This is a genomic window from Streptomyces sp. NBC_00353 (genome assembly GCF_036108815.1).
GTDB lineage: Bacteria > Actinomycetota > Actinomycetes > Streptomycetales > Streptomycetaceae > Streptomyces.
This window is the reverse complement of record NZ_CP107985.1, coordinates 2,601,286-2,624,212: the sequence shown is the minus strand read 5'-3', so window position 1 is coordinate 2,624,212 and position 22,927 is coordinate 2,601,286. Positions and strand designations below refer to the sequence as shown.

18 protein-coding genes and 1 pseudogene are annotated in these 22,927 nt (G+C 69.8%); 11 read left to right on the top strand and 8 right to left on the bottom strand.

The features are described from left to right. Window positions 1-4 precede the first annotated feature (4 nt). The gene (locus OHA88_RS12060; protein WP_328625497.1) at window positions 5-625 is read left to right on the top strand and encodes a GNAT family N-acetyltransferase; all 621 of its coding nucleotides are present in this window, start codon (window positions 5-7) and stop codon (window positions 623-625) included. Here OHA88_RS12060 and OHA88_RS12055 read toward each other — a convergent pair. The 3 genes from OHA88_RS12055 to OHA88_RS12045 all read right to left on the bottom strand — a co-directional run bounded on the left by OHA88_RS12055 (window position 571) and on the right by OHA88_RS12045 (window position 4,227). Continuing rightward, window positions 571-1,284: a carbon-nitrogen hydrolase family protein gene (locus tag OHA88_RS12055; protein WP_328625496.1), complete on the bottom strand. Its 714-nt coding sequence runs from the start codon at window positions 1,282-1,284 to the stop codon at window positions 571-573. The two genes, OHA88_RS12060 and OHA88_RS12055, sit on opposite strands and share 55 nt — an antisense overlap. A 275-nt stretch (window positions 1,285-1,559) precedes the next feature. Further along, window positions 1,560-3,782 (bottom strand): NADP-dependent isocitrate dehydrogenase, encoded by a 2,223-nt coding sequence (locus OHA88_RS12050; RefSeq protein WP_328625495.1) that lies wholly within the window; start codon window positions 3,780-3,782, stop codon window positions 1,560-1,562. 97 nt (window positions 3,783-3,879) lie between these two features. Continuing rightward, entirely contained in the window at window positions 3,880-4,227 is a 348-nt protein-coding gene (locus OHA88_RS12045; RefSeq protein WP_267007893.1) for an ArsR/SmtB family transcription factor, read from the bottom strand. A 102-nt stretch (window positions 4,228-4,329) separates the two neighbouring features. Here OHA88_RS12045 and OHA88_RS12040 point away from each other — a divergent pair, with 102 nt between their 5' ends. Continuing rightward, entirely contained in the window at window positions 4,330-5,319 is a 990-nt protein-coding gene (locus OHA88_RS12040) for a quinone oxidoreductase family protein (RefSeq protein WP_328625494.1), read from the top strand. Window positions 5,320-5,453: 134 nt separating this feature from the next. On the opposite strand, the gene OHA88_RS12035 is transcribed toward OHA88_RS12040, so the two are convergent. Together OHA88_RS12035 and OHA88_RS12030 are read right to left on the bottom strand one after the other, a co-directional pair. After that, the gene (locus OHA88_RS12035) at window positions 5,454-5,762 is read right to left on the bottom strand and encodes a hypothetical protein (RefSeq protein WP_328625493.1); all 309 of its coding nucleotides are present in this window, start codon (window positions 5,760-5,762) and stop codon (window positions 5,454-5,456) included. 135 nt (window positions 5,763-5,897) lie between these two features. Beyond that, window positions 5,898-6,203: a hypothetical protein gene (locus OHA88_RS12030; protein ID WP_443044213.1), complete on the bottom strand. Its 306-nt coding sequence runs from the start codon at window positions 6,201-6,203 to the stop codon at window positions 5,898-5,900. Window positions 6,204-6,483: 280 nt separating this feature from the next. Between OHA88_RS12030 and OHA88_RS12025 the strand changes: the two genes are divergently transcribed. From OHA88_RS12025 to OHA88_RS12005, 5 genes are all read left to right on the top strand, one after another. Beyond that, window positions 6,484-6,891, top strand: a complete 408-nt coding sequence (locus OHA88_RS12025) for a DUF2795 domain-containing protein (RefSeq protein WP_267000035.1) — start codon at window positions 6,484-6,486, stop codon at window positions 6,889-6,891. Window positions 6,892-7,131: 240 nt separating this feature from the next. Next, a complete protein-coding gene (locus OHA88_RS12020) occupies window positions 7,132-7,458 on the top strand; it encodes a plasmid stabilization protein (RefSeq protein WP_328625492.1) in 327 nt (108 codons plus the stop codon). Between the two features lie 35 nt (window positions 7,459-7,493). Then, window positions 7,494-8,327: a VOC family protein gene (locus OHA88_RS12015; RefSeq protein WP_267000031.1), complete on the top strand. Its 834-nt coding sequence runs from the start codon at window positions 7,494-7,496 to the stop codon at window positions 8,325-8,327. Window positions 8,328-8,400: 73 nt separating this feature from the next. Further along, window positions 8,401-10,851 (top strand): SpoIIE family protein phosphatase, encoded by a 2,451-nt coding sequence (locus OHA88_RS12010; RefSeq protein ID WP_328625491.1) that lies wholly within the window; start codon window positions 8,401-8,403, stop codon window positions 10,849-10,851. Between the two features lie 139 nt (window positions 10,852-10,990). Beyond that, on the top strand, window positions 10,991-12,139 hold the full coding sequence (locus OHA88_RS12005) for a PP2C family protein-serine/threonine phosphatase (protein ID WP_328625490.1): 1,149 nt from the start codon (window positions 10,991-10,993) through the stop codon (window positions 12,137-12,139). Window positions 12,140-12,297: 158 nt separating this feature from the next. Here OHA88_RS12005 and OHA88_RS12000 read toward each other — a convergent pair whose 3' ends face one another. After that, on the bottom strand, window positions 12,298-13,086 hold the full coding sequence (locus tag OHA88_RS12000) for a VOC family protein (RefSeq protein WP_267000024.1): 789 nt from the start codon (window positions 13,084-13,086) through the stop codon (window positions 12,298-12,300). A gap of 668 nt (window positions 13,087-13,754) precedes the next feature. On the opposite strand from OHA88_RS12000, the gene OHA88_RS11995 reads away from it, so the two are divergent. Next, window positions 13,755-15,821 carry a SpoIIE family protein phosphatase gene (locus OHA88_RS11995; protein ID WP_328625489.1) on the top strand — a complete coding sequence of 689 codons (2,067 nt, stop codon included), beginning with the start codon at window positions 13,755-13,757 and terminating at the stop codon, window positions 15,819-15,821. 111 nt (window positions 15,822-15,932) lie between these two features. On the opposite strand, the gene OHA88_RS11990 is transcribed toward OHA88_RS11995, so the two are convergent. Together OHA88_RS11990 and OHA88_RS44620 are read right to left on the bottom strand one after the other, a co-directional pair. Further along, window positions 15,933-18,131: a phosphocholine-specific phospholipase C gene (locus OHA88_RS11990; protein WP_328625488.1), complete on the bottom strand. Its 2,199-nt coding sequence runs from the start codon at window positions 18,129-18,131 to the stop codon at window positions 15,933-15,935. Window positions 18,132-18,324: 193 nt separating this feature from the next. Then, window positions 18,325-18,679 (bottom strand): annotated as a pseudogene (locus OHA88_RS44620) (IS5/IS1182 family transposase); the annotation flags it as partial. Window positions 18,680-18,816: 137 nt separating this feature from the next. Here OHA88_RS44620 and OHA88_RS11980 point away from each other — a divergent pair. Genes OHA88_RS11980 through OHA88_RS11970 form a run of 3 tightly spaced genes read left to right on the top strand, consistent with a single transcriptional unit; the run spans window position 18,817 to window position 22,898 of the window. Further along, complete coding sequence (locus tag OHA88_RS11980) at window positions 18,817-20,301, top strand: aldehyde dehydrogenase family protein (protein WP_328625487.1); 1,485 nt, start codon at window positions 18,817-18,819, stop codon at window positions 20,299-20,301. Window positions 20,302-20,322: 21 nt separating this feature from the next. Next, window positions 20,323-21,849: a GMC family oxidoreductase gene (locus tag OHA88_RS11975; RefSeq protein ID WP_267000015.1), complete on the top strand. Its 1,527-nt coding sequence runs from the start codon at window positions 20,323-20,325 to the stop codon at window positions 21,847-21,849. Then, the gene (locus OHA88_RS11970) at window positions 21,849-22,898 is read left to right on the top strand and encodes a quaternary amine ABC transporter ATP-binding protein (protein ID WP_328625486.1); all 1,050 of its coding nucleotides are present in this window, start codon (window positions 21,849-21,851) and stop codon (window positions 22,896-22,898) included. Before OHA88_RS11975 ends, OHA88_RS11970 begins: the two co-directional genes overlap by 1 nt. Window positions 22,899-22,927 lie beyond the last annotated feature (29 nt).

The following is a 22,927-nucleotide window of genomic DNA, read 5'->3' as shown; positions in this document are numbered from 1 at the left end:
CCGGATGTCTGAGAACGCCTACCTGGCCGAGGGCGCACGCACGGCGATCCGCCCCTTCACCCCCGCGGACGCCGAAGAGTTCACCGACCGCGCCAAGGAGAGCCGCGGCATGCACCACCCGTGGCTGTTCCCGCCCGACGACGCGCGTGCGTACGCCGCGTACGCGGGCCGGCTGACGGAGGACGCCACAAAGGCGGGCTTCCTCGTCTGCGAACGTGCAGTCGACGACAGGAACGGGACCGTGGCCGGAAGCGGCCCCATCGCAGGCTTCATCAACATCAACAACATCGTCGGCGGCGCCTTCCGCTGCGGCGCGCTGGGATACGGAGCGTTCGCCCACGCGGCCGGGCGCGGCCTGATGAGCGAGGGGCTCGACCTGGTGATGCGCCACGCCTTCGGGCCGCTGGGCCTGCACCGTCTGGAAGCGAACATCCAGCCCGCCAACGCGGGCTCGATCGCCCTGGTGCGCCGGGCCGCCTTCCGCCTCGAAGGCTTCTCCCCGGACTTCCTCTTCATCGACGGGGCGTGGCGCGATCACGAGCGGTGGGCGATCACCGCCGAGATGGTGCGTCAGGACCCGCCGAGGGACGCCGACACCATGGCCCCGGGCTCCGGTCCGGCCTGAACGACCACCGCCCCGTCCGGAGCCCAGATTCCGGAGCCGCCCGACGTCTGCGGATAGGTCCCGCCGGCCCCTGCCGAGGTGGACAGCACCACCCACACACCGTGGGCCGCGGCCCGCTCGCTCATGTGCCCGTCGCGCCGGGCGGCCGATTCGGGACCCGCACCGTAGAGGGTGCTTGCCACATACGCGTCGATGCCCAAGGCAGCGGTGTCGGCTGCATGGTCGGGGACAGCCGCGTCGTAACAGATCGCAAGCCCCAGCCGCACCCCGCCGACACCCAGGACCTCCGGCTTCTCGCCCGGGCTGAAACGGTCGAACTCCTCGCCGTGCAGCCACATCTTCCGGTAGACGACGCGCGCGCCCTCTCCCGTGACGGCGAGCGTGGCGATGTGCTCACGCCCGTCGGCGTCGCGCACAGGGGCCCCGGCCAGCGCCGTCGCCCCGGTGGCGCGGCATGCGGAGACGATCGGCCCGAGGCGGGCGTCGTCGGGGGAGACGGCCGGGGCGGTGAGGTCGTAGCCCGTCAGCGACAGCTCCGGGAAGACGACCAGCCGCGCCCGGGCTTCAGCGACTGCCGCCGCATGGGCGGTGGCGTTCGCGGCGACGTCGAGGTGGAGACAGACGGGCTGGGCGACGGCGACGGTCAGGGTTGCGGACACGTGCTACTCCGGGTCGGTCGGCGGGGCGGTCGACAGAGCTGTGAGGGATGCACAGGCCTCTGCATACCCGCAGGTCACAGGTATGAACAGCGTCGTCCACAGCCTAGACGGAGGTCGGCCGGGAATCCGTACCGGGACCGGCTCGCACGCGAGCACGCCGACGGACGGTGCCCCCAGTAGGACCGAGCCGGCGGTGTGTCCGGATACGGCACCGCCCCGGCCGCACGGAAGTGCAGCCGGGGCGGAACGACCGCGGTCGTCGGGTGGCCCGAAGGTCAGCCGAGGGTCGCGATGGCCTCGTTGAACGTCGCCGACGGACGCATGGCGGCCGAGGCCTTGGCGGCGTCGGGGTGGTAGTAGCCACCGATGTCGACCGGCGAGCCCTGCACGGCGATGAGCTCGTCGACGATGGTCTGCTCCTGCTCGGTCAGCGTCTTGGCGAGACCGGCGAACGCCTCCGCGAGCTGCGGGTCGTCCGTCTGCTTCGCCAGCTCCTGGGCCCAGTACATGGCCAGGTAGAAGTGGCTGCCGCGGTTGTCGATGCCACCCAGCTTGCGGCTCGGCGACTTGTCCTCGTTGAGGAAGGTGCCGGTGGCGCGGTCGAGGGTGTCGGCGAGAACCTGGGCGCGCGCGTTGCCCGTGGTGGTCGCCAGGTGCTCGAAGCTGGCGGCCAGGGCGAAGAACTCGCCGAGGCTGTCCCAGCGCAGGTAGTTCTCCTTGACGAGCTGCTGGACGTGCTTCGGGGCGGAGCCGCCGGCGCCCGTCTCGAAGAGGCCGCCGCCGGCCATCAGCGGGACGATCGAGAGCATCTTGGCGCTGGTGCCCAGCTCCAGGATCGGGAACAGGTCGGTCAGGTAGTCACGCAGCACATTGCCGGTGACGGAGATGGTGTCCTCGCCACGGCGGATGCGCTCCAGGGAGAAGGCGGTGGCCTCGACCGGCGACATGATCTCGATCTGCAGACCGTCGGTGTCGTGGTCGGCGAGGTACGTCTTGACCTTGGCGATCATCTGCGCATCGTGGGCGCGGGTCTCGTCCAGCCAGAACACGGCCGGGACGCCGGTCGCGCGGGCGCGGGTGACCGCGAGCTTGACCCAGTCCTGGATCGGCAGGTCCTTCGCCTGGCAGGCGCGGAAGATGTCGCCCTGCGAGACCTGCTGCTCCAGCACGGCGTTGCCGGCCTGGTCGACGAGGCGCACGGTGCCCGTGGCGGGGATCTCGAAGGTCTTGTCGTGGCTGCCGTACTCCTCGGCCTTCTGCGCCATGAGGCCGACGTTCGAGACCGAGCCCATGGTGGCCGGGTCGAACGCGCCGTGCGCACGGCAGTCGTCGATGACGACCTGGTAGACGCCGGAGTAGCTGCTGTCCGGGAGGACGGCGAGGGTGTCGGCCTCCTTGCCGTCCGGGCCCCACATGTGGCCGGAGGTGCGGATCATGGCCGGCATGGAGGCGTCGACGATGACGTCGCTCGGGACGTGCAGGTTGGTGATGCCCTTGTCGGAGTCGACCATCGCGAGGGCCGGGCCCTCGGCCAGCTCGGCCTCGAAGGACGCCTTGATCTCGGCGCCCAGGTCGGGCACCGAGTCCAGACCCTTGAGGATGCCGCCGAGACCGTCGTTCGGGGACAGGCCCGCGGCGACCAGCGTCTCGCCGTACTTGGCGAACGTCTTCGGGAAGAAGGCGCGGACCACGTGGCCGAAGATGATCGGGTCGGAGACCTTCATCATCGTGGCCTTCAGGTGCACGGAGAACAGCACGCCCTCGGCCTTGGCCCGGGCGATCTGCTCGGTCAGGAACTCGCGCAGCGGTGCGGCACGCAGGACGGACGCGTCCACGACCTCGCCCGCGAGGACCGGTACCGACTCGCGCAGCACGGTGGTGGTGCCGTCGTCGCCGACGAGTTCGATGCGCAGCGTGTCCGGCTCGGCGATCACGACGGACTTCTCGGTGGAGCGGAAGTCGTCGACGCCCATCGTCGCGACGTTCGTCTTCGAGTCGGCCGTCCAGGCGCCCATGCGGTGCGGGTGCGCCTTGGCGTAGTTCTTCACGGACGCGGGGGCGCGGCGGTCGGAGTTGCCCTCGCGCAGCACCGGGTTGACCGCGCTGCCCTTGATCTTGTCGTAGCGCGCGCGGACGTCCTTGTCCTCGTCCGTCTGCGGGTCGTCCGGGTAGTCCGGCAGTGCGTAACCCTGCTGCTGCAGTTCGGCGATCGCCGCCTTCATCTGCGGGATCGACGCCGAGACGTTCGGCAGCTTGATGATGTTCGCGCCGGGCGTCTTGGCCAGCGCGCCGAGCTCGGCGAGAGCGTCATCGATGCGCTGGTTCTCGTCGAGGCGCTCGGGGAACGCGGCGATGATCCGTCCCGACAGGGAGATGTCGCGGTTCTCCACGGTGACCCCGGCCGTCGAGGCGTACGCCTCGATCACGGGCAGGAACGAGTACGTGGCCAGCGCCGGGGCCTCGTCGGTGTGCGTATAGATGATGGTCGAGTCAGTCACCGGGTGCTCCGCTCCACGTCTGCAACATTGCTTGACATCAAGATATCCCGTGACGGCCATCCGTTCGACAGGGCCCTGCCCCGACCGGTGGCAGAAATCACCGACGAGGGCTGTCGGCGCGCAGGACCAGTTCGAGGAGACCGGGGAAGCGCGCGTCGAACTCCTCCCGTCGTAGTCGGTTGACCCGCTTGGGCCCCTGATCGCGCTGTTCGACCAGGCCGGCGCCGCGCAGCACGGAGAAGTGGTGGCTGAGCGCAGCCTTGCCGACCGGCACGTCGAAGCTGCCGCAGCTGCGTGTCCACTCCGGGGAGCCGCCCAGCTCGCGGACCAGCTGAATGCGCACGGGATCGGCCAGCGCGGACAGTGCGGCCAGGAGGGGAACCTCGTCCGGATCGGTGTGTACGGGGGCGGGGCGGTGTCCGCTGCCTGTCGTGGGGTCCTCCATGCCGCTCTCCTCGTTGCGTCCGGCGCCACTTGCCAAGTGTTCGATGGCGATCATACAGTCCGAGTGTTCGCTTTTCATTGAACACTCGTGGAGGGGTCTTCCATGCGCGCTGTCGAGTTCCAGGAGTACGGCGGTCCCGAAGTGCTGAAGGTGGTGCGGGCCGGCATCCCCGAACCGGGACCTGGCCAGGTCAGCGTCGACGTCGCCTACGCGGGAGTGAACTTCGCGGACCTCAAGGCGCGGTCCGAGGGATACCGGGTGGAGACCCTGCCCCACGTCCCCGGGCTGGAGGTCTCGGGGCGCGTCCGCGCCGTCGGTCACGGGGTCGAGGGGCTGCGTCCGGGGCAGGAGGTCGCGGCGCTCACCGCCGGCGGCGCCTACGCGGAGGTCGCGGTTGCCGAGGCCGCCACCGTCTTCCCGCTCCCGAAGGGGGTGGACCTGCGGGCCGCGGCCGCACTGCCCACCGTGCTGCCGACCGCGCATGCGCTGCTGCACGAGGTGGGGCGGCTGCGCGCCGGCGAAAGCGTGCTGGTGCACGGTGCTGCGGGCGGTGTCGGCACCGTCGCCGGGCAGTTGGCCCGGGCAGCCGGAGCGGGCGCGGTGTACGGCGTCGTCTCCTCCGCGGCCAAGGCCGCATACGCACGCGAGTACGGCTACGACGAGGTGTTCGTGGGCGACGCCTTCGCGGACGGGATCCGGCGTGCCACCGGCGGCAGGGGAGTGGATCTGGTGCTCGATCCGGTGGGCGGCGACACTCTCCGCCGCGGTCTCGGCGTGCTGGCCGTCTTCGGGCGACTGGTGTCGTTCGGCAACGCGAGCGGGGCCGAGCCCTGGCAGGTCGGACCGGCCGAGCTCATGGGGCAGGGCGGCTCGGTCGCGGGCTTCTCCATCCTGTCGCTCGCACGGACCGCGCCCGAGGTTCTGCGCCCGCTCGTCGAACGCGCGTTCCGTACCGTCGTGGACGGCGTCGTGGACGTGCCGATCAGTGCGGAGTTCCCGCTGTCCGCGGCGGCCGACGCCCACACGCTGATGGGTGGACGCACCTCGACGGGCAAGCTGCTGCTGCGGGTGGCCGAGCAGCCGGAGCGCTGATCGACGGGTCGCGCCGAGAAGTCGCCCGTGGCCGGGTGGACCTCCGCGCACACCGTCGTAGCCCGCCGCCTCGTGCAGCGGGCGCGGGAACGAGATCGGCCGTGCGCTCTCTGCGATGCAGGGGCAGCAGGCGATCACGTCGTCCGGCTCACGGCGGGGCCTGCGCCCTTGACCTCGGTCCAGTTCGGCGAGTGGGGTCCGGATGACGGGTGCGAGGAGGTCACCTCGGCCGGCCAGCGGGCACCGGAGTCGAGGATCAGGGTCACGCAGCCCCGGAGCAGCAGTGTTTCGCCACCGGGGGCTGTGAGCCGGGCTGTCCATCGAGGCGTGTCGATGGGCCCGGCGGTGTCGTCGGGGTTCTCATCGAGCGAGACCTCGGCCCACACGCGGACTGTTGAGTCGTCCGCCAACTTCACCGTTGCCAGTCCCTCGTACGGGTTCATGGAACCAGTCTCGGTCGGCATCCGTACCGTTGCCCCTCGGGATCGGCCCGCCGGAGCCCGGCGTACTCGCTTCGGCGGTCGAGGCCGGGCGGGATGACGGTCGCGGCTGCGATTTGCGCAGCCGGGCGGGCTCGTTCAGGCCTCTTGGCGTCGGACGGTGGCGTTCCGACGCAGTTGGCCGGTGTGGTGGGTGATGGAGTCGATCCGGCCTGCGAGGTCGCGGTGGTCGGCGCGCGCGAGCTGTTCGCGCACCTCGCGCAGCAGCAGGAGCGAGGCCAGCACCTGCTCGCGTCCCGCGAGTGAAGAGGGCGGTGTCCCGTCCCGGGCGCGGGCGCCGCGCACGGCTGCGTCGATGGCTTCCAGCGCCGCTGCGGCGGCGAGGAAGGAAAGCGCGCCCGGATCCGGGTACGGGGACGCATCGCGCGGGGCTGCTGTGGGCACCGTGCTCTCCTGCGAAGTCACGTCATCGACTGGACGACATCCAATTTGTCATCCAATGGATGACTTTGCCACAGCGGATGTCAGGTGAAACGCATGGGGGAGCACACCGGCGCCGAGCGCGACGAAAGCAGGTGCTGCCCCTGTGCTACCGGATCGCCGGGCGCGCCGAGCCCCACAAGATCGCAAGATCGCCATCGACGGACACGCAGAGCACAATGAGATCCAAGGCTGAGCGAGGTCGCGCCTGTGCCAGCGACGGAGGCCTAGGAGGTGCTTGACCATGGAGCGAGGAAGCAGCCAGGTCAGTCCGTGGATGGACGACGAGAGAAAGCACGAGCTCAAGGACTATCTGAGGTCCGGACACCCCACCCACACCGTGGAGTCGTACGACCCCGAGCCGGCGGCCGACGACGATGTGAGGGTGGACGTCGGCGGTCCCGTTCCGCCGCCCGGTGCAGGAAGGGACCGGGCGCGTGCCGAGGCCGAGGCCGGACGGCTCAGGTCCGACCTGGCACGGCATCTGAACCGCAGCGACTTCCCGGCCGACCGCAAGTCACTCCTGCGGACCCTGGCCGAGGAGCATGTGCCGGACCCACTGCTCGAAGCCGTACGGGACCTGCCCGCGGACGAGCGGTACGGGAACGCCGGGCAGATCGTCCGGGCCCTGGGTTACCGGCCCCGCGTGTGAACGCGCACGGCGGGAATGTGCTTGCAGAGCTCGGAGTTCGTGCGGCCATCGGTACCTGTCGGTGCGTGAACCTGCCGGGGGCGGCGACGGATTGGCGGACAGGAGTCCGGTGGCGTACGGGGCGTTGTGGGCGTATGGGTGGAGTGCGTGCGGCGGCTCGGTAGGGGACGTCGCACGGCGCGAGGGAATCGCCACCCGGGCTGCCGCGCGCAGGGCCGGATGCAGGAAGGGAACGATGTGATGCCGGCAGGATCGAGTCGTAAGCGGGAGCGGCAGTACGAGCACATCAAGGAGAGTGCCCAGGAACGTGGTGCCTCCGAGGAGCGCGCGAAGGAACTTGCCGCGCGCACCGTCAACAAGGAGCGGGCCCGCGCGGGAGAGGCGAAGACGGCGAGCAGGACCTCCCTGCGCGATCCGCAATCCGCCCCACAGCGTGGCGGTGAGCGGTCCCGTCGCGGAGCGCAGGGGCCCACGAAGGACCAGCTCTACGAAGAGGCGAAGAAGAAGCACGTCGAGGGCCGCTCGACGATGAACAAGCAGGAGTTGTGCGAGGCACTCGGCCGCTGACAGCGCATCGTGCGGGGGGCGAGGAGACAACGCTGATGACGCCCACAGGGCACGTCATGCCGGTGTGCGGAACACCGTGCTGGGTCAACCTCATGACCCGCAACCTGCGCGCCACGCAGGACTTCTACTCGGCCGTTCTGGGATGGGAGTTCCGGCCGGGCAGCCTGGGAACGGGCTTCTCGGTCGCCCTCGCCCACGGGCGGCCGGTGGCCGGGATGGGTGAAGCGGCCGGCGGGCGGCCGGTGGGCGGGTCGTGGACCCCGTACTTCGCCGTGGCGGACGCGGACGCCACCGCGGCCCGGGTCCGTGAGCGCGGCGGCACCGTCGCCGTCGGTCCGGTGCGATTCCCCCTGGGCCGGGGCGCGGTGGCAGCCGACCGCGACGGGGCCGTCTTCGGCTTCTGGGAAGGCCGGGCGCTTCGCTGGTCGGACGAGCACGGCAACCCACCGGCCTTTCTCGAACTGCGCACCCGGGACGCGTTCGACGCCGCCATCTTCTACGCACAGATCTTCGACTGGGCCTCCGGCGAACCCGGCGGCTGCGAGGTCGCCTACGCCTACGAGAACGACACCGTCACCGTGCGGCAGGTCAAGAACACCGTGGCCACCGTGCGCGGAGGCGGCGTCGGGGAATCTCCCGACCCCCGCGTGCGGCCACGCTGGCACGTGCACTTCCGGGTCGACGACGTGGAACCGGTCATCGCCGCCGCACGCGGGGCAGGAGGAACCGCCACTCCCCTGGCTCCGTCCCCGGGCGGCGGGACCGAGTCCGTCATCAGCGACCCCGGTGGAGGTCTCTTCACCGTCTCCACCGGATCGGTGCCGGCCGGGCCGGTGACCAAGAAAGGCTCATTCGGACACGGCGGATGATAATCGGGAGTGCGTTCGCGAGCAGGACTGTCTTGGAAAGGTCTCTGAGGACGACACGGCAAGGACGGGGTGCATGGCACCGGACACACACCACACCGAGGTCGGCAGTGCGTCCGGCAGCCCGTTCGCTGCGACTCGAGCGGCCGCAGCGGTGATGGACGCCCGCGGGGTTCTCGTCGGGTGGAGTGCGGGTGCAGAGCAGCTGCTGGGCTACGAAGCCGCCGAGGTTCTGGGGCAGCCTGCTGCGTCCCTGCTCGCCGCTGCCGGGCGCGCAGCAGTCCTCAGGGCGGCCGCCCTGAGCCACGAGGCGGCGCAGGGGCGGCAGATCGGTGCCACTCTGCGCTGCAAGGACGGGCGAGACCAAGCTGTGGCTCTGCGGGCACACCCCTGGGTGGGCCCGGACGAGGCACGGTTCTGGCTGCTGCTGGCCGCCGAGGAGGCCGAGACACGGCGGTGGGAGGAAGACTTCGCGGTACTGTCCGGCCTGTTCAACCAGTCACCGGTCGGTCTGCTGGTCTCCGACACCGATCTCCGCTGCACCCGGCGCAATCTGGCACTGGAGCGGATGACCGGTGTGCCGATCGGGCAGCGGCTGGGCAAGCGGATCAGCGAGGCGCTGCCCGGCCTGAACGCCGCCGAGATCGAGAGGGTGATGAAACGCGTCCTGGCCACCGGCGAACCGGCGCTCGACTTCATCCAACGCGGCCTCACCCCGGCCGATCCCAGCCGCGAGCACGTCTGGTCCACCGGGATCTTCCGGCTCCAGGACTCCGAGGGAACGGCGCTCGGACTGTGCCACGCGGTCGTCGACATCACCGATGCCCACCGGGCCAGGGAGCGGATGCAGCTGATCAACGAGGCGAGCATACGTATCGGCACCACCCTGGATGTGGGGCGCACCGCAAAGGAACTGGCCGAGGTGGCGCTCCACCGACTGGCGGACAGCGTGACGGTGGATCTGCTGGACTCGGTGCTCCGGGGTGACACACCCACGCCCGGCCCGGCCGACCAGGGCCTCACATTGCGTCGGGCGGCCCACGAGACCGTTCCCGAGTCGACGCGGCCACCGAAGGCGTTGGCCGTGGGCGAACTGAGCCGATTCGGTCCGGCCTCGCCCCAGGCCCTGTGCATGGCCGATCTCGAGGCGAAATTCATCGCTCACCTGGACCTCACGACGCCGTGGCTGGACGAGGATCCCAAGCGGGCTGCGATCATCCGTGCCACCAGGCTCCACTCGCTCATCGCCGTACCCCTGACCGCGCGGAACGTCCTGATGGGCGTGGCCACGTTCTACCGCTGGCGGGATCCCGAGCCCTTTGACGACGACGACGTCACCTTGGCCGCCGAACTGGCATCCCGGGCCGCTCTCTGCATGGACAACGCCCGCCGCTACACGCGCGAACACAAGACCGCCCTGGCCCTGCAGCGCAGCCTGCTCCCCCAGCGCCTGCCGGTCCTCAACGCGGTGGAGGTCGCCGGCCGCTACCAGCCCGCCGGCTCGGACACCGATCTGGGCGGGGACTGGTTCGATGTGATCCCACTGTCCGGGGCCCGGGTCGCCCTGGTGGTGGGGGATGTGCCCGGACACGGAGTGCAGGCCTCGGCCACCATGGGGCGGCTGCGCGCCGCGGTGCACACCCTGGCCGACCTGGACCTGCCGCCTGACGAACTGCTCACCCATCTCGACGACCTGGTGGCCCGCCTCACCGAGGAAGAAGGTGGGGGCCGCGACGAACCCCACGCCGACGGGCCGGCGATCGGGGCAACCTGTCTGTACGCGGTGTACGACCCCGCCGAGCGGCGCTGCACGCTCGCCAGTGCCGGCCACTATCCGCCCGCTGTGGCGGGCCCCGGCGGCAGCGTCGACTTCCCGGAGGTGCCCGCAGGGCCTCCGCTGGGTCTGGGGGGACTGCCGTTCGAGACGACCGAACTGGACCTTGCCGAGGGCAGCCTGCTCGTCCTGTACACCAACGGGCTGATCCTGGCCCGGGACCAGGACATCGACATCGGCCTGGACTCGCTGCGCCGCATCCTGTCCCAACCGGAGCCCGCGCTCGAAGACATCTGCGATCAGCTGATCGCGGCGCTGCTGCCGTTCCGGCCGCCGGACGATGTCGCGCTGCTGGTCGCCCGCACCCGTGCACTCGGCCCGGACCGGGTGGCTTCCTGGGATCTGCCGTTGGATCCCGCCATCGTGGTGGACGCGCGGGCCGCGGCCACCCGGCAGCTGGACCTGTGGGGGCTGCAGGACCTCTCGTACGTCGCCGAACTGGTGGTCAGCGAGCTGGTCACCAACGCCATCCGGTACGGCAAGCCGCCCATCCGGCTACGCCTGATCCACGATCAGAGCCTCATCTGCGAAGTATCCGACGGCAACAGCACGGCCCCGCATCTGCGCCGGGCCCACACCGACGACGAGGGCGGTCGCGGCCTGTTCCTCGTCGCCCAGCTCACCGACCACTGGGGCACCCACTACGCCGCACGTGGCAAGATCATCTGGGCCGAGCTGTGCCTTTCGCAGTGAGTCGGTGGGACTCGGGACGCGGCCGTGCGCGCGGATACGCCTGCTCGACGACTGCCGCCAGGCGGTCTTCCCCGCCTGGCCAGGTCTTCGTGGTGTGCCCCGCTCGTCAGCCTCCCTCGGACGGTGCACTGTGGAAGCTATGGGCGGTGGGCAGCGTTCTGCCGGTTGGCGGCCATGGCAGTCGAGCCATGCGCTGCTGGTGATCCCGATCGCGCTCATCGTGGTGATCACGGTCGTGGACATCCTGGTCCCGGCCGACGTGCACCTCGGCCCGCTGCTGGTCATCGCACCGGCGATCACCGCCTCGTTCGCCGGTCCCCGGCCGACCGGTGCGATCGGACTCCTCGCCGTGGCTGCCCAGGCTTACATCGGCTGGCACTTCGGCGCGTATTTCTCCCGCAACGTGGTGGTGCAGGTCGTCGCGCTGGCGGTGCTCTCATGTCTGATCGTGTGCTTCTGCGTGGTGCGCGAACGGCGCGAACGGAAGCTGGCGCAGGTGCGGTCGGTGGCCGAGGCCGCGCAGCACGTGCTGCTGTGGCCCCTCCCGGACCGGATCGGTCCACTGCGGACTGCCTGCCTGTACCTGGCCGCCGAGGACGAGGCCGAGATCGGTGGTGACCTGTACGCGGCGACCCGCACCGACGGCGGTACCCGAGTGATGATCGGGGATGTGCGGGGCAAGGGCCTGGCGGCCATCGGAGAGGCCGCACTGCTCCTCGGCGCCTTCCGCGAGGCCGCCCACCAGCACACGTCCTTGCCCGCACTGGCCGACGCCCTGGATCAGAGCGTGGACCGCTACCAGGCAGAATTCTCCGAGCCGGAGGGTGAGGTCGGGGAACGCTTCGTCACCGCCCTGCTGCTGGAGATCCCCGACGACGACCACATCACCCGGATGACCGGCTGCGGGCACCCCCCGCCCCTGCTGCTCAGCCCCGGCCACTCCGTCACCGTCCCGAGTCTGCATCCCGCGCCCCCGCTGGGGCTCGGCCTGACGCGACCCGCCCACACCCTTGACGTGTTCACCTTCGAGGTCGGAGACACCCTCGTCCTGTACACCGACGGCGTCATCGAGGCCCGTGACCGGGCCGGTGACTTCTATCCGTTCACGCAGCGCGCGGCACAGTGGACCGAGTGCAACCCCAAGGCGCTCCTGCACCACATCCGGCGTGATCTCCTCGCCCACGCCGGCGGACGCCTCGGTGACGACGCCGCCCTCATCGCGATCCACCGACCACCCGCCCACCACTGGGACCGCCCGCACGGAAAGATCATCCATGCTGACGAGTGACGCCACGGCTCCGGAAGCGACAGCGGGGATGAGCGCGGCGAGCGGCTGCCGCAGCAGCAGAGCGGGACCGATCCTGCCGCTCGGCGTCCTTCGTGGTCGGTCCGCGGCCGACGAGCGGCCGCGGACCGGAGCAGGGAGGGGCGGCGGTTCCCCCTCGCTCAGGTGATCTTGGGCATCTCACCCTTCGTTGTCTTGAGGTCGATCACGGAAAAGGCCGCGCCCTGCGGGTCGGAGACGGCCGCGAAGCGGCCGAACGGGCTGTCGTGCGGGCCGAAGTGCACGTGGCCGCCGTGCTTGGTGACGGTGGCGATCGCGTCGTCGCAGTTGTCGACAGCGAAGTAGACGTTGACGTACGGAGGGACCTCGGCTGGCCAGTCCTTCGTCATCTTCATCCGGCCGAGCGCGGTGTCGTCATCGAGGGCGTAGAGCTTGAAGTCGATGGCCTCGTCCTGCATGGTCTTTACGCCGTAACCGAAGACAGCGGGGAAGAAGCCGTCGGCCTTCTCGGCATCGCGTGTGGTGACCTCGGCCCAGCAGAACGCGCCGGCCTCGCCCTGCTTCTCGAAGCCCTCGTGCGTGCCCGCCTGCCAGACGCCGAAGACGACGCCGCTCGGGTCCTTGGCCATCAGCATCTTGCCGAACTCGCCGACGGACATGGGCTCCATCATCAACTCGCCGCCATTGTCGCGGATCTTGGCGGCGGCGGCGTCGACGTCCGACGAGGAGATGTAGATGCTCCAGGCCGGCGGGCCTTCCCAGCCGGGCATCTGGGGGGAGAGGGCGGCGACATTCTTGCCGCCCGAGTACGCCTGCGTGTAGTTGCCGTACTCCTCCGACGACTCGCCGAAGGTCCAGCCCAGCAGTTCACCGTAGAAGCCCTTGGCGGCCTCCAGGTCGGGGAACATCGCGTCGGCCCAACAGGGCGCGCCTTCAGGTCTTGCGGCCATGGTCTGACTGCCTCCTGGTCGAGGGACATGACTGGTGACTGGCCGGCCACGCTATTCGTTGTTCGTGCCCTCTGACTGACAAAGAATTCGAACATATGGTCAATTCTTTTGTTGTGGGCCGACGCGGCGGCGCGACCGCCTCGGCGGCGCCGGGGGATGCTCCACCGGTGGTGATCGGGAGCACCGCATCCCGGTCCTCTGTCCGGCTGGCGTCAGGCCGACGGGGGACCCTGACTGCCTGTGCGGAATCGGCGTCCCAACTTCAGCAGGCCCATGAGGAGTTGGGGCGGTCCAGTGGTGAGGATCGGTACGCGGAGGACACGCCGGTGCAGTTGGTGCTGAACCGGCGCGACCTCCACACCCCGTGGCTTCGCGTCCCGGTCGCCGTCCGGGATCGAGGCCGCCACGGTTCTCGTGGACGACGTCGGCGGAGCCCGCGCGGCCGCCGCGCAACCGCCGGCCGAAGGGCGCATCGGCTGGGCTCGGTCCGACGGCCCCGTACGGACGGATGTGTGTTCGATCGATCCGGGGGACCATGGAAACCGAAGCACTCAGTGAACAGGGGGACGGGCCGCAGGTAAGTGGTCGGGCCACGGACCGGGGCGTGGGAGGGTCCACGCGGCCAGCCGACGGAAGGAGTGCCCGGGTGAGCGAGGTCGAAGGGGGGCGTGGCTGACGCCGGTCGGCCGGAGGCGCGGTCGTCGCAGCCGAGCGGGCTGGTGGACCTCCTCGGTTTCGCCGCGCTGCTGCTGGACGGCGATGGGCGGATCGTCCTGTGGAGCCCGCAGGCCGAGAAAGTGTTCGGCTATGCCGCTGATGAGGTGCTCGGGCGGTACGCGGTGCAGGTGCTCGTCCATGAACAGCACTGGGAACTGATGATCAAGCTGTTCGCCCACGTCATGGGGACCGGTGAGAGCTGGGCCGGAGCGTTCCCCATCCGGCACAAGGACGGCAGCGCCCGTCTGGTGGAGTTCCGTAACACGAGGCTGCTGGACGACCGCGGTGACTTCTACGCCCTCGGGCTCGCTACCGACGAGTCGACGTTGCGTGAGGTGGAGCGGGACGTCGCACTGTCCACCCGGCTGATCTCCCAGTCCCCCATGGGGCTGGCGATCCTCGACACCGACCTGCGGTACGTGTCCGTCAACCCCGCCTTGGAGCGGATGCACGGCATACCCGCGGATGACCACCTCGGCCGGCACTACCGCGAGATCATGACCTCCTCGAAGTTCGAGGTGGTCGAGTCCGCGATGTGGCAGGTCCTGGAGACCGGGATCCCCATGGTCGAGCGGTCCACCGTCGTCGGCCGCAGCCCCGCCGACCCGGAGCACGAGCATGCCTGGTCGATCTCGTTGTACCGGCTGGAGGACCCCCAGGGGCGGGTCCTCGGGGTGGCCGAACTGGTGGTGGATGTCACCGACCGGCATCAGGCAGCCATGGAGGCTGCCAGGGCCCGGCGGCGTCTGGCCCTGATCGCCGACAGCTCCGTGCGCATCGGCACCACCTTGGAGGTGGAAAAGACCGCCCGGGAGCTGGCCGAGGTCACCGTTCCCGAGCTCGCCGACGTGGTCGCGGTCGACGTCCTGGATTCCGTCCTGGAAGACTGTCACCTGGCAGCTCGCGACGGCCCCGCGCTCTTTCGCGCCCTCGCGGTCAAGGCCGCATACCCGACCGAAGCCGCTGAGGCCGCCGACCCACCCGGCCACCTGGCCGCTTACGGCACCGGCCGACTGGCCACCGAATGCGTACGCACCGGCCGCCCGATCCTGATCACCCGAGCGGATGACAACGACCTGGCGCGCATCGCCCGCGACGACCACGCCGCTGCCCTGCTGGCCCGCGCCGGCGTGCACTCCTACATCGCGGTCCCACTCACCGCGCGCGGCCAGATCCTCGGCTTCCTGGGCCTCACCCGTGCGCGCAACCCGCTGCCCTTCGACGAGGACGACCTCGCCCTCGCCGGTGAGCTGGCCTCTCGCACCGCCATGTGCATCGACAACGCCTGCTCGCACCAGAGGGTGCGCAACGCCGCCGAGACCCTGCAGCGCAGCCTCCTTCCGGAACACCCGCCCCGCCTTCCCGGCCTGCAGGTTGCCTCCCGGTACCGGCCCGCACAGGCCGCATTCGAGGTCGGCGGCGACTGGTACGACGTCCTGCCGCTCGATGGCGACAAGACCGCACTCGTTGTGGGCGACGTCATGGGCAGCGGCATCGGCGCTGCCGCCATCATGGGCCGTCTGCGTGCCGCCACCAGTGCCTTCGCCGACCTCGACCTCGACCCCGCCGAGGTTCTTCAGCACTTGGACAAGATCACCTCGGGGCTGGGGCACTCCATCGCCACCTGCGTGTACGCCGTTTACGACCCACACCGCGCCGAGTGCCACATCGCCACCGCCGGCCACCTTCCCCCCGTCCTCGTGCGCAGCGGAAAGCATCCGGAACTGCTCGACCTGCCCACCGGCATCCCGTTGGGAGTGGGTGGCGTCTCCTTCGAGACCACCACCTTCGACCTCGGCCTCGGCGACCAGCTGGTCCTGTACACCGACGGACTGGTCGAAACCCGCCAAGACCCCATCGACAGACGCCTGAAGACTCTCCTTCGCGTGCTGGACGCGCCCGACCGTTCCCTGGAGAAAACCTGCGACCGGCTCCTTCAGGAGCTGCGGCGTCTCGACGGCCCCGATGACGTCGCCCTGCTCATCGCCCGGACGCAGCCCTTGAGGCCCACGGCGTGAAACTCCCGGGAACGATGTCGGAGAGATCTGAGCCCACCGTGGTGCGCACCGGTTGTGATGCGAGCTACCCGGGCGCCGCAGGGTGTGTCTCTGCGACGCCCGGGGCCGGTATCAGTTGGCGCCTACGGCACTCTCCGCCTGCTGGATGTGGGCTGCCATGGCCGGGTCGCTGATGCCGTCCCCGCCGGTTTCCACGCGGCCGGCGAAGCGGCGCTCGAGCGACGAGCCGTCCACGGTGACGGTGAAGTCGTACCAGTGACCGCTCGGGTTCAGCGACCAGCGCCGCTCGACTTCCTTGCGGGACGGCACATGGATCGTCCGGGGCTCGGTGAAGCGGTAGGCGTGGGGCTCGACGTGCAGCGTGACCGCCTTCGGTCCGGGATTGTGCACGGTGACGAGGACGGACTTGCCGTGACGGTCGTACCGGACCCGGAGCTCCGGGTTGGCCTTGGAGGCCGTATTCCCGGTGAAGGAACGGAAGAAGCCGCCCGGACCGTGGACCTCGAGGTCGTACGCGCCCGAGTCCGTGGCCGTGGCGTCCCACACGTCGGCGAGCCGCTTCCCGGCCTCGACGGTGTAACGCCGCGGGATCCGGTCGAGATGAAGCCTGTCGTACACGTGGAAGACGGCACCCTTGTGACCGGAGTTGAGGAACTGGAGGGTGACCGTGCCCGTGCCGTGGTCGGTGGAGGCGTCGGTGTGCAGTTCGTACGGCAGCGCGCGGGAGTAGCGCGTCCCGCGCTCCTGGAACAGCGGCTCCGGTGCCGCCGGCGCCTTCGGCGAAGGCATGGTGCGCTGGTGGGCGTCGGAGGCGGCCCAGTCGCTCTGGTCGGGGAGTTCCGGGAACCGCTGCTTGTTCGGGTGCTTGAAGTCGAACGCCGAGGTGAGGTCACCGGAGACGGCGCGGTGCCACGGGCTGATGGCGTCTATCTGGACGCCGAAGCGCTGCTCGAGGAACATGCCGACCGAGGTGTGGTCGAACACCTCGGAGTCGACCCAGCCGCCCCGGCTCCACGGGGAGACGACGTAGAGTGGCACGCGCGGGCCCATGCCCCACGGGCGGGTCGTCCCGGTGGCCGTGTCGTCGGCCTTGAGCCACGACGACGGCTTGCCGGACGCGTCGAAGTACTCGCCGTCCACCGGGACCGTCGACTTGCCGGCGAGGGTGCCGTCGAGGTTGTACGACGGGACGGCCGGTGCGGGGACGTGGTCGAAGAGGCCGTCGTTCTCGTCGAAGGTGAGCAGGAAGACGGTCTTGCTCCACACCTCCGGGTTGGCGGTCAGCGCGTCCAGCACGTCGGCGGTGAAGTTGCCACCGTGCGTCGGGCTGGAACCCGCGCCGGGGTGCTCGGAGTTGGAGGCGGTCGTCAGCACCCAGGAGACCTGCGGCAGGGTGTCCTCGAGCACGTCCTGGCGGAGCCGGTCCAGGAAGTCGGGGCCGCCGGTCATGCCGTGCTCGTACACCGGCGTGCCCGGCTGGGCGTTGCGGAAGCTCTCGAACGCCAGGCAGCCGTTCATCGCGCCGGTCCAGTTGTCGTTCATGTCCTGGTAGATGTGCCAGCTGATGCCGGCGCGCTCCAGTACATCCGGGATGGTGTCCCAGGTGAACGCGTTGCTCGCGTACTTGTAGGTCTGCGGCCACGCGTCCGGCACCCACTTGCCGGTGATCCAGCACCGGAGGTTGTTGGGCTCGGACTGGTCGGGGCCGGAGTTGACGCCCTGGCGGCCGAGTTCGGGGTTGAAGTTGGAACCCGACCAGAACGTGATGCGGTTGGGGTCGGTGCCGGTGGTGATGGAGCAGTGATAGGAGTCGCAGATGGTGAACGCCTCGGCGAGGGCGAACTGGAACGGGATGTCGTCGCGCCGGTAGTACCCCATGGAGTACTCGGTCTTGTACTTCGGCCAGTGACCGAGCTTGCCCTGGTTCCACGCGGCCTGCGCGTCGGCGAAGGAGTGCGGCGTCGAGGGGATGAGCAGGGCGCTGGAGCGCTCGGGGTCGAGGTGGTACGGCGGGATCTCCCGCGCGCCGTCGGACTGGTACCAGACCGGCTTGCCGCTCTCGAGCGGGATCGGGAACCGGTCGCCGAAGCCGCGCACACCGCGCATCGTGCCGAAGTAGTGGTTGAAGCCGCGGTTCTCCTGCATCAGGATCACGACGTGCTCGACGTCCTTGACGGTTCCCGTGCGGACGGCCGCGTCGACGGCGAGGGCCCGGCTGATGGATCCAGGGAGCACGGACGCGGCAGTCGCCGCCCCCAGAGTCGTGGCCGACCGGCGGAGAAAGTCGCGTCTACTGGTTGGTGAGGGCATGACACGTTCCTTCGCTCAGTGGAGGGGCTGCGCCCGGACAGGGACCGTCTCCGGAAACACATCGGCCTCCGGGGTCGGGTGTTTCCCGTCTGGTGACGGCTGCAGCCAGCACAGGCTAGGAAGGCATGATGAACCCGGACCGACCGTGCGGAAGATCGGCATGAACAGCGCTGAACACGGCGCCGGGCCAGGTCCGGCGATGGTGGCTGCGGCAGCCGCTCAGCCACGCCACCGTGCGTTCTACCGTCCAACGGTGGCGTCCCAGTTGCTGTGAAGACTCCACACCTTTGCGCGCGATGCGAGGTGTGATGTTGCGTGAACGGAGCCACCTGCGCAGGTGGTTGTAGTCGTATTTGGAGTTCGGCAGGGCGGCGCCGACGCGGGCCGTGGGGCGAGCAGATCGGCGGGATGGCGCACCGCGACCGGTCCAGCTTCCCGAGGGCGCCGAGTTCGTCCAGAGCCAGGCGGTGGAGCTTGGCCCGCACCCGCGCGGCAGTCCACTCGGTGAACCGCCGGTGGACGGTCTGCCATGAGGTACCGAAGACCGGCCGCGGCAGCGCACACGCGTGAGCCCAGTCACTTTCGGTCAATCGTTGCGCATGGCTTTCACCTTCCGGGGAAGAGGACCAGGTCACTGGGATGCCCCCTTATCAGACAAACCAGCTCAAGAAGGTCGAGGTTCGACGTGTCGGCACAAAAGACCATCCACGTGGGCGGAGAGTGGCGAGAAGCCGCCTCCGGCGCCACGCGCGAGATTCTCGACCCCGTCGACGCGACGGCGTTCACCGTCGTCGCGGAGGGTGGCGTCGCGGACACGGACGCCGCCGTCGCCGCAGCCAGGGCGGCCTTCGACAAGGGCCCCTGGCCGCACACGCCCGTCGCGGAGCGGGCGGCATTGCTCAGACGGGTGGCCGACCTGCTGGAGCGCGACCGGGAGAAGATCGGCGCTCTGGAGTGCCGGGACGCCGGCAAGACGCTCGAAGAGGGACGCGTCGACGTGGACTGCGTGCGCGACGCCTTCCGCTACTTCGCCGACCTCGTCATGAACGAGAGCGGCGGACGCGTCGTCGACGCCGGATCCGACGAGATTCACAGCGTCGTCGTGCACGAGCCCGTCGGAGTCTGCGGACTCATCACGCCGTGGAACTACCCGCTGCTCCAAGCCAGTTGGAAGATCGCGCCTGCACTCGCCGCGGGCAACACCTTTGTGATCAAGCCCAGTGAGATCACGCCGCTGACCACCGTTGCCCTCGTCGCGCTGCTCGTCGAGGCCGGACTGCCCGCAGGTGTGGCCAACATCGTCACCGGTGCCGGTGCCGCCGTCGGTGCCCGGATCGCCGACCACCCCGACGTCGATCTCGTCTCCTTCACCGGCGGACTCGCCAGCGGTACGAAGGTGATGCGGGCCGTCGCGGACACCGTCAAGAAGGTCGCGCTCGAACTCGGCGGCAAGAACCCCAACGTGGTGTTCGCGGACGCGTGCGCCACCGACGAGGGCTTCGACACCGCCGTCGACCAGGCACTGAACGCCGCCTTCATCCACAGCGGGCAGGTCTGCTCCGCCGGCTCCCGGCTGATCATCGAGGAGTCGGTCCGCGACCGCTTCGTCACCGAACTCGCCCTGCGCGCCACGAGGATCCGCATCGGCCGCGGCACCGACGACGGTGTCGAATGCGGTCCTCTCGTCTCCGAGCAGCAGCTCGTCAGGACCGAGGAGTTCGTGGCCTCCGCGCTGAAGGAAGGTGCGGTGCTGCGGGCCGGTGGCGAGCGCCCCGAAGGCCCCGGGTACTTCTATCGGCCCACGGTTCTGGACCACTGCGACCGATCCATGCGCGTCGTGCGCGAGGAGATCTTCGGACCGGTCCTGACCGTCGAGACCTTCCGTACCGAGGACGAGGCCGTCGCTCTCGCGAACGACACCGAGTACGGACTCGCCGGCGCCGTGTGGACTGCGGACGCGGGCCGCGGACGCCGGGTCGCGGGCCGGCTGCGCCACGGCACCGTCTGGATCAACGACTTCCACCCCTACCTGCCGCAGGCGGAGTGGGGCGGCTTCGGGAAGTCTGGCATCGGCCGGGAGCTGGGCCCGACGGGCCTGGCCGAGTACCGCGAGGCCAAGCACATCTACCAAAACCTCGCCCCGCGCCCTGTGCGCTGGTTCGCGGGCTGAACGGGAGCAGAGGTGGAGAACATGACCGACTACGACTACGTCATCGTCGGGGGCGGCACCGCAGGTTCGGTGATCGCCTCCCGGCTCACCGAGAACCCGGACATCACCGTTGCACTCATCGAGGGCGGACCGAGCGATGTGGGCCGGGACGACGTCCTGACTCTGCGCCGCTGGATGGGCCTCCTCGGCGGTGAGCTGGACTACGACTACCCCACCACCGAGCAGCCCCGCGGCAACTCGAACATCCGCCACAGCCGGGCCCGGGTGCTCGGCGGCTGTTCGTCCCACAACACCCTCATCGCCTTCAAGCCGCTGCCGTCCGACTGGGACGAGTGGGCCGAGACGGGCGCGGCCGGCTGGGACGCGGCGTCGATGGACCCGTACTTCCACAAGCTGCGCAACAACATCGTCCCCGTCGACGAGGCCGACCGGAACGCCATCGCCCGCGACTTCGTCGACGCGGCGCAGACCACGCTCGGGGTGCCGCGCGTCGAGGGCTTCAACAAGGAGGCCTTCCGGGACGGTGTCGGCTTCTTCGACCTCGCCTACCATCCCGAGAACAACAAGCGTTCCTCGGCGTCGGTGGCGTATCTGCACCCCTTCCTCGACCGCCCGAACCTCCACATCGCCCTGGAGACCTGGGCGTTCCGACTGGAGCTGGAAGGGACGCGTGCGACCGGCGTGCACGTGCGGACCAAGGACGGTACGGAGCGGGTCGTGCGGGCGCGGCGGGAAGTGGTGGTGTGCGCCGGTGCGGTGGACACCCCGCGGCTGCTGATGCACTCCGGCATCGGGCACCGCGAGGAGCTGGAGAAGCTCGGTATCCCCGTGGTGCACGACCTGCCGGGTGTTGGTGAGAACCTGCTCGACCATCCCGAGTCCGTCATCGTCTGGGAGACGCACGGGCCGATCCCCGAGAACTCAGCGATGGACAGCGACGCCGGGCTCTTCGTACGGCGGGATCCGAACAGCCAGGGCCCCGACCTGATGTTCCACTTCTACCAGATCCCGTTCACCGACAACCCCGAGCGCCTCGGCTATGAGCGGCCCGCGCACGGCGTGTCGATGACGCCGAACATCCCGAAGCCGAAGAGCCGCGGACGGCTGTACCTGACCAGCCCCGACCCCGAGGTCAAACCCGCACTCGACTTCCGGTACTTCACCGACGAGGACGACTACGACGGCCGCACGCTCGTCGACGGGATCAGGATCGCCCGCGAGATCGCAGCGCAGGAACCGCTGGCCGGCTGGCTGAAGCGCGAGGTCTGCCCGGGGCCCGAGATCACCTCCGACGAGGACATCAGCGAGTACGCGCGCAAGGTCGCGCACACCGTCTACCACCCGGCCGGAACCTGCCGCATGGGCGCGGCCGACGACGAACTCGCCGTCGTCGAGCCCGACCTGAGGATCCGGGGCCTCGACGGCATCCGGATAGCCGACGCGTCCGTCTTCCCGACGATGACGACCGTCAACCCGATGATCGGCGTGCTGATGGTCGGGGAGAAATGCGCAGATCTGCTCGGTGCCACTCCTGGGGGTCATGCCTGATGAACACGCCGCAGCACGTTTTCTCCGTACGCGACCTGTGGAAGGTGTTCGGTCCCAAGGCCGACCGCGTCCCCGGTAATGCTGAACTCGGTGCGCTCACCCCGGCCGAGCTGTGCGAGCGCACCGGCTGCACCGCAGCCGTGCGCGACGTCTCGTTCGACGTCCGCAAGGGCGAGGTGTTCGTCGTCATGGGCCTGTCCGGGTCCGGCAAGTCCACACTCGTGCGCTGCCTCACCCGGCTCATCGAGCCGACGTCCGGTGAGGTCACCATGGACGGCGAGGACGTGCTGTCGATGGACGCCGGCCGGCTGCGCGAACTGCGCCGCCACCGCGCCGCCATGGTCTTCCAGCACTTCGGCCTGCTGCCGCATCGCTCGGTCATCGACAACGTGGCCTACGGGCTCGAAATCCAGGGCATGGGCCGCGCGCGGCGGCGCGAGCGCGCGGCCGAGTTCATCGCCAAGGTCGGCCTCGACGGCATGGAGAACCGCCGTCCCGGACAGCTCTCCGGCGGTCAGCAGCAGCGGGTCGGACTTGCGCGTGCGCTCGCCGTCGACCCCGAAGTGCTGTTGTTCGACGAGCCGTTCAGTGCGCTCGACCCGCTGATCCGCCGCGACATGCAGGAGGAAGTCGTACGCCTGCACCGCGAGGAGGGTCGCACGATGGTCTTCATCACCCATGACCTGAACGAGGCGCTCAAGCTCGGCGACCGCATCGCGCTGATGCGCGACGGACGGATCGTGCAGCTGGGCACTCCGGAGGAGATCGTGGCGACGCCGGCCGACGACTACGTACGGGACTTCGTGCGCGACGTGCCACGTGAGCAGGTCGTGACGGTGCAGACAGCCATGCGTCCCGCCGACGGCGAGGAGAGCATCTCGGGCCCGGCCCTTGCACCCGGTACCACGGTCTCCGATGCGATCGAGGCGGTCGTCCGCACCGGCAAGACCGCACGCGTGGTCGACGACGGCCGCTGCCTGGGCGTGGTCGACCACGCCTGCCTGCTCGGCGTCGTAGCCGGGATACCGGCCGTGAAGGAGGCCGCGTGATGCATGTGAGTACCTCCTCGGCCCCGCCG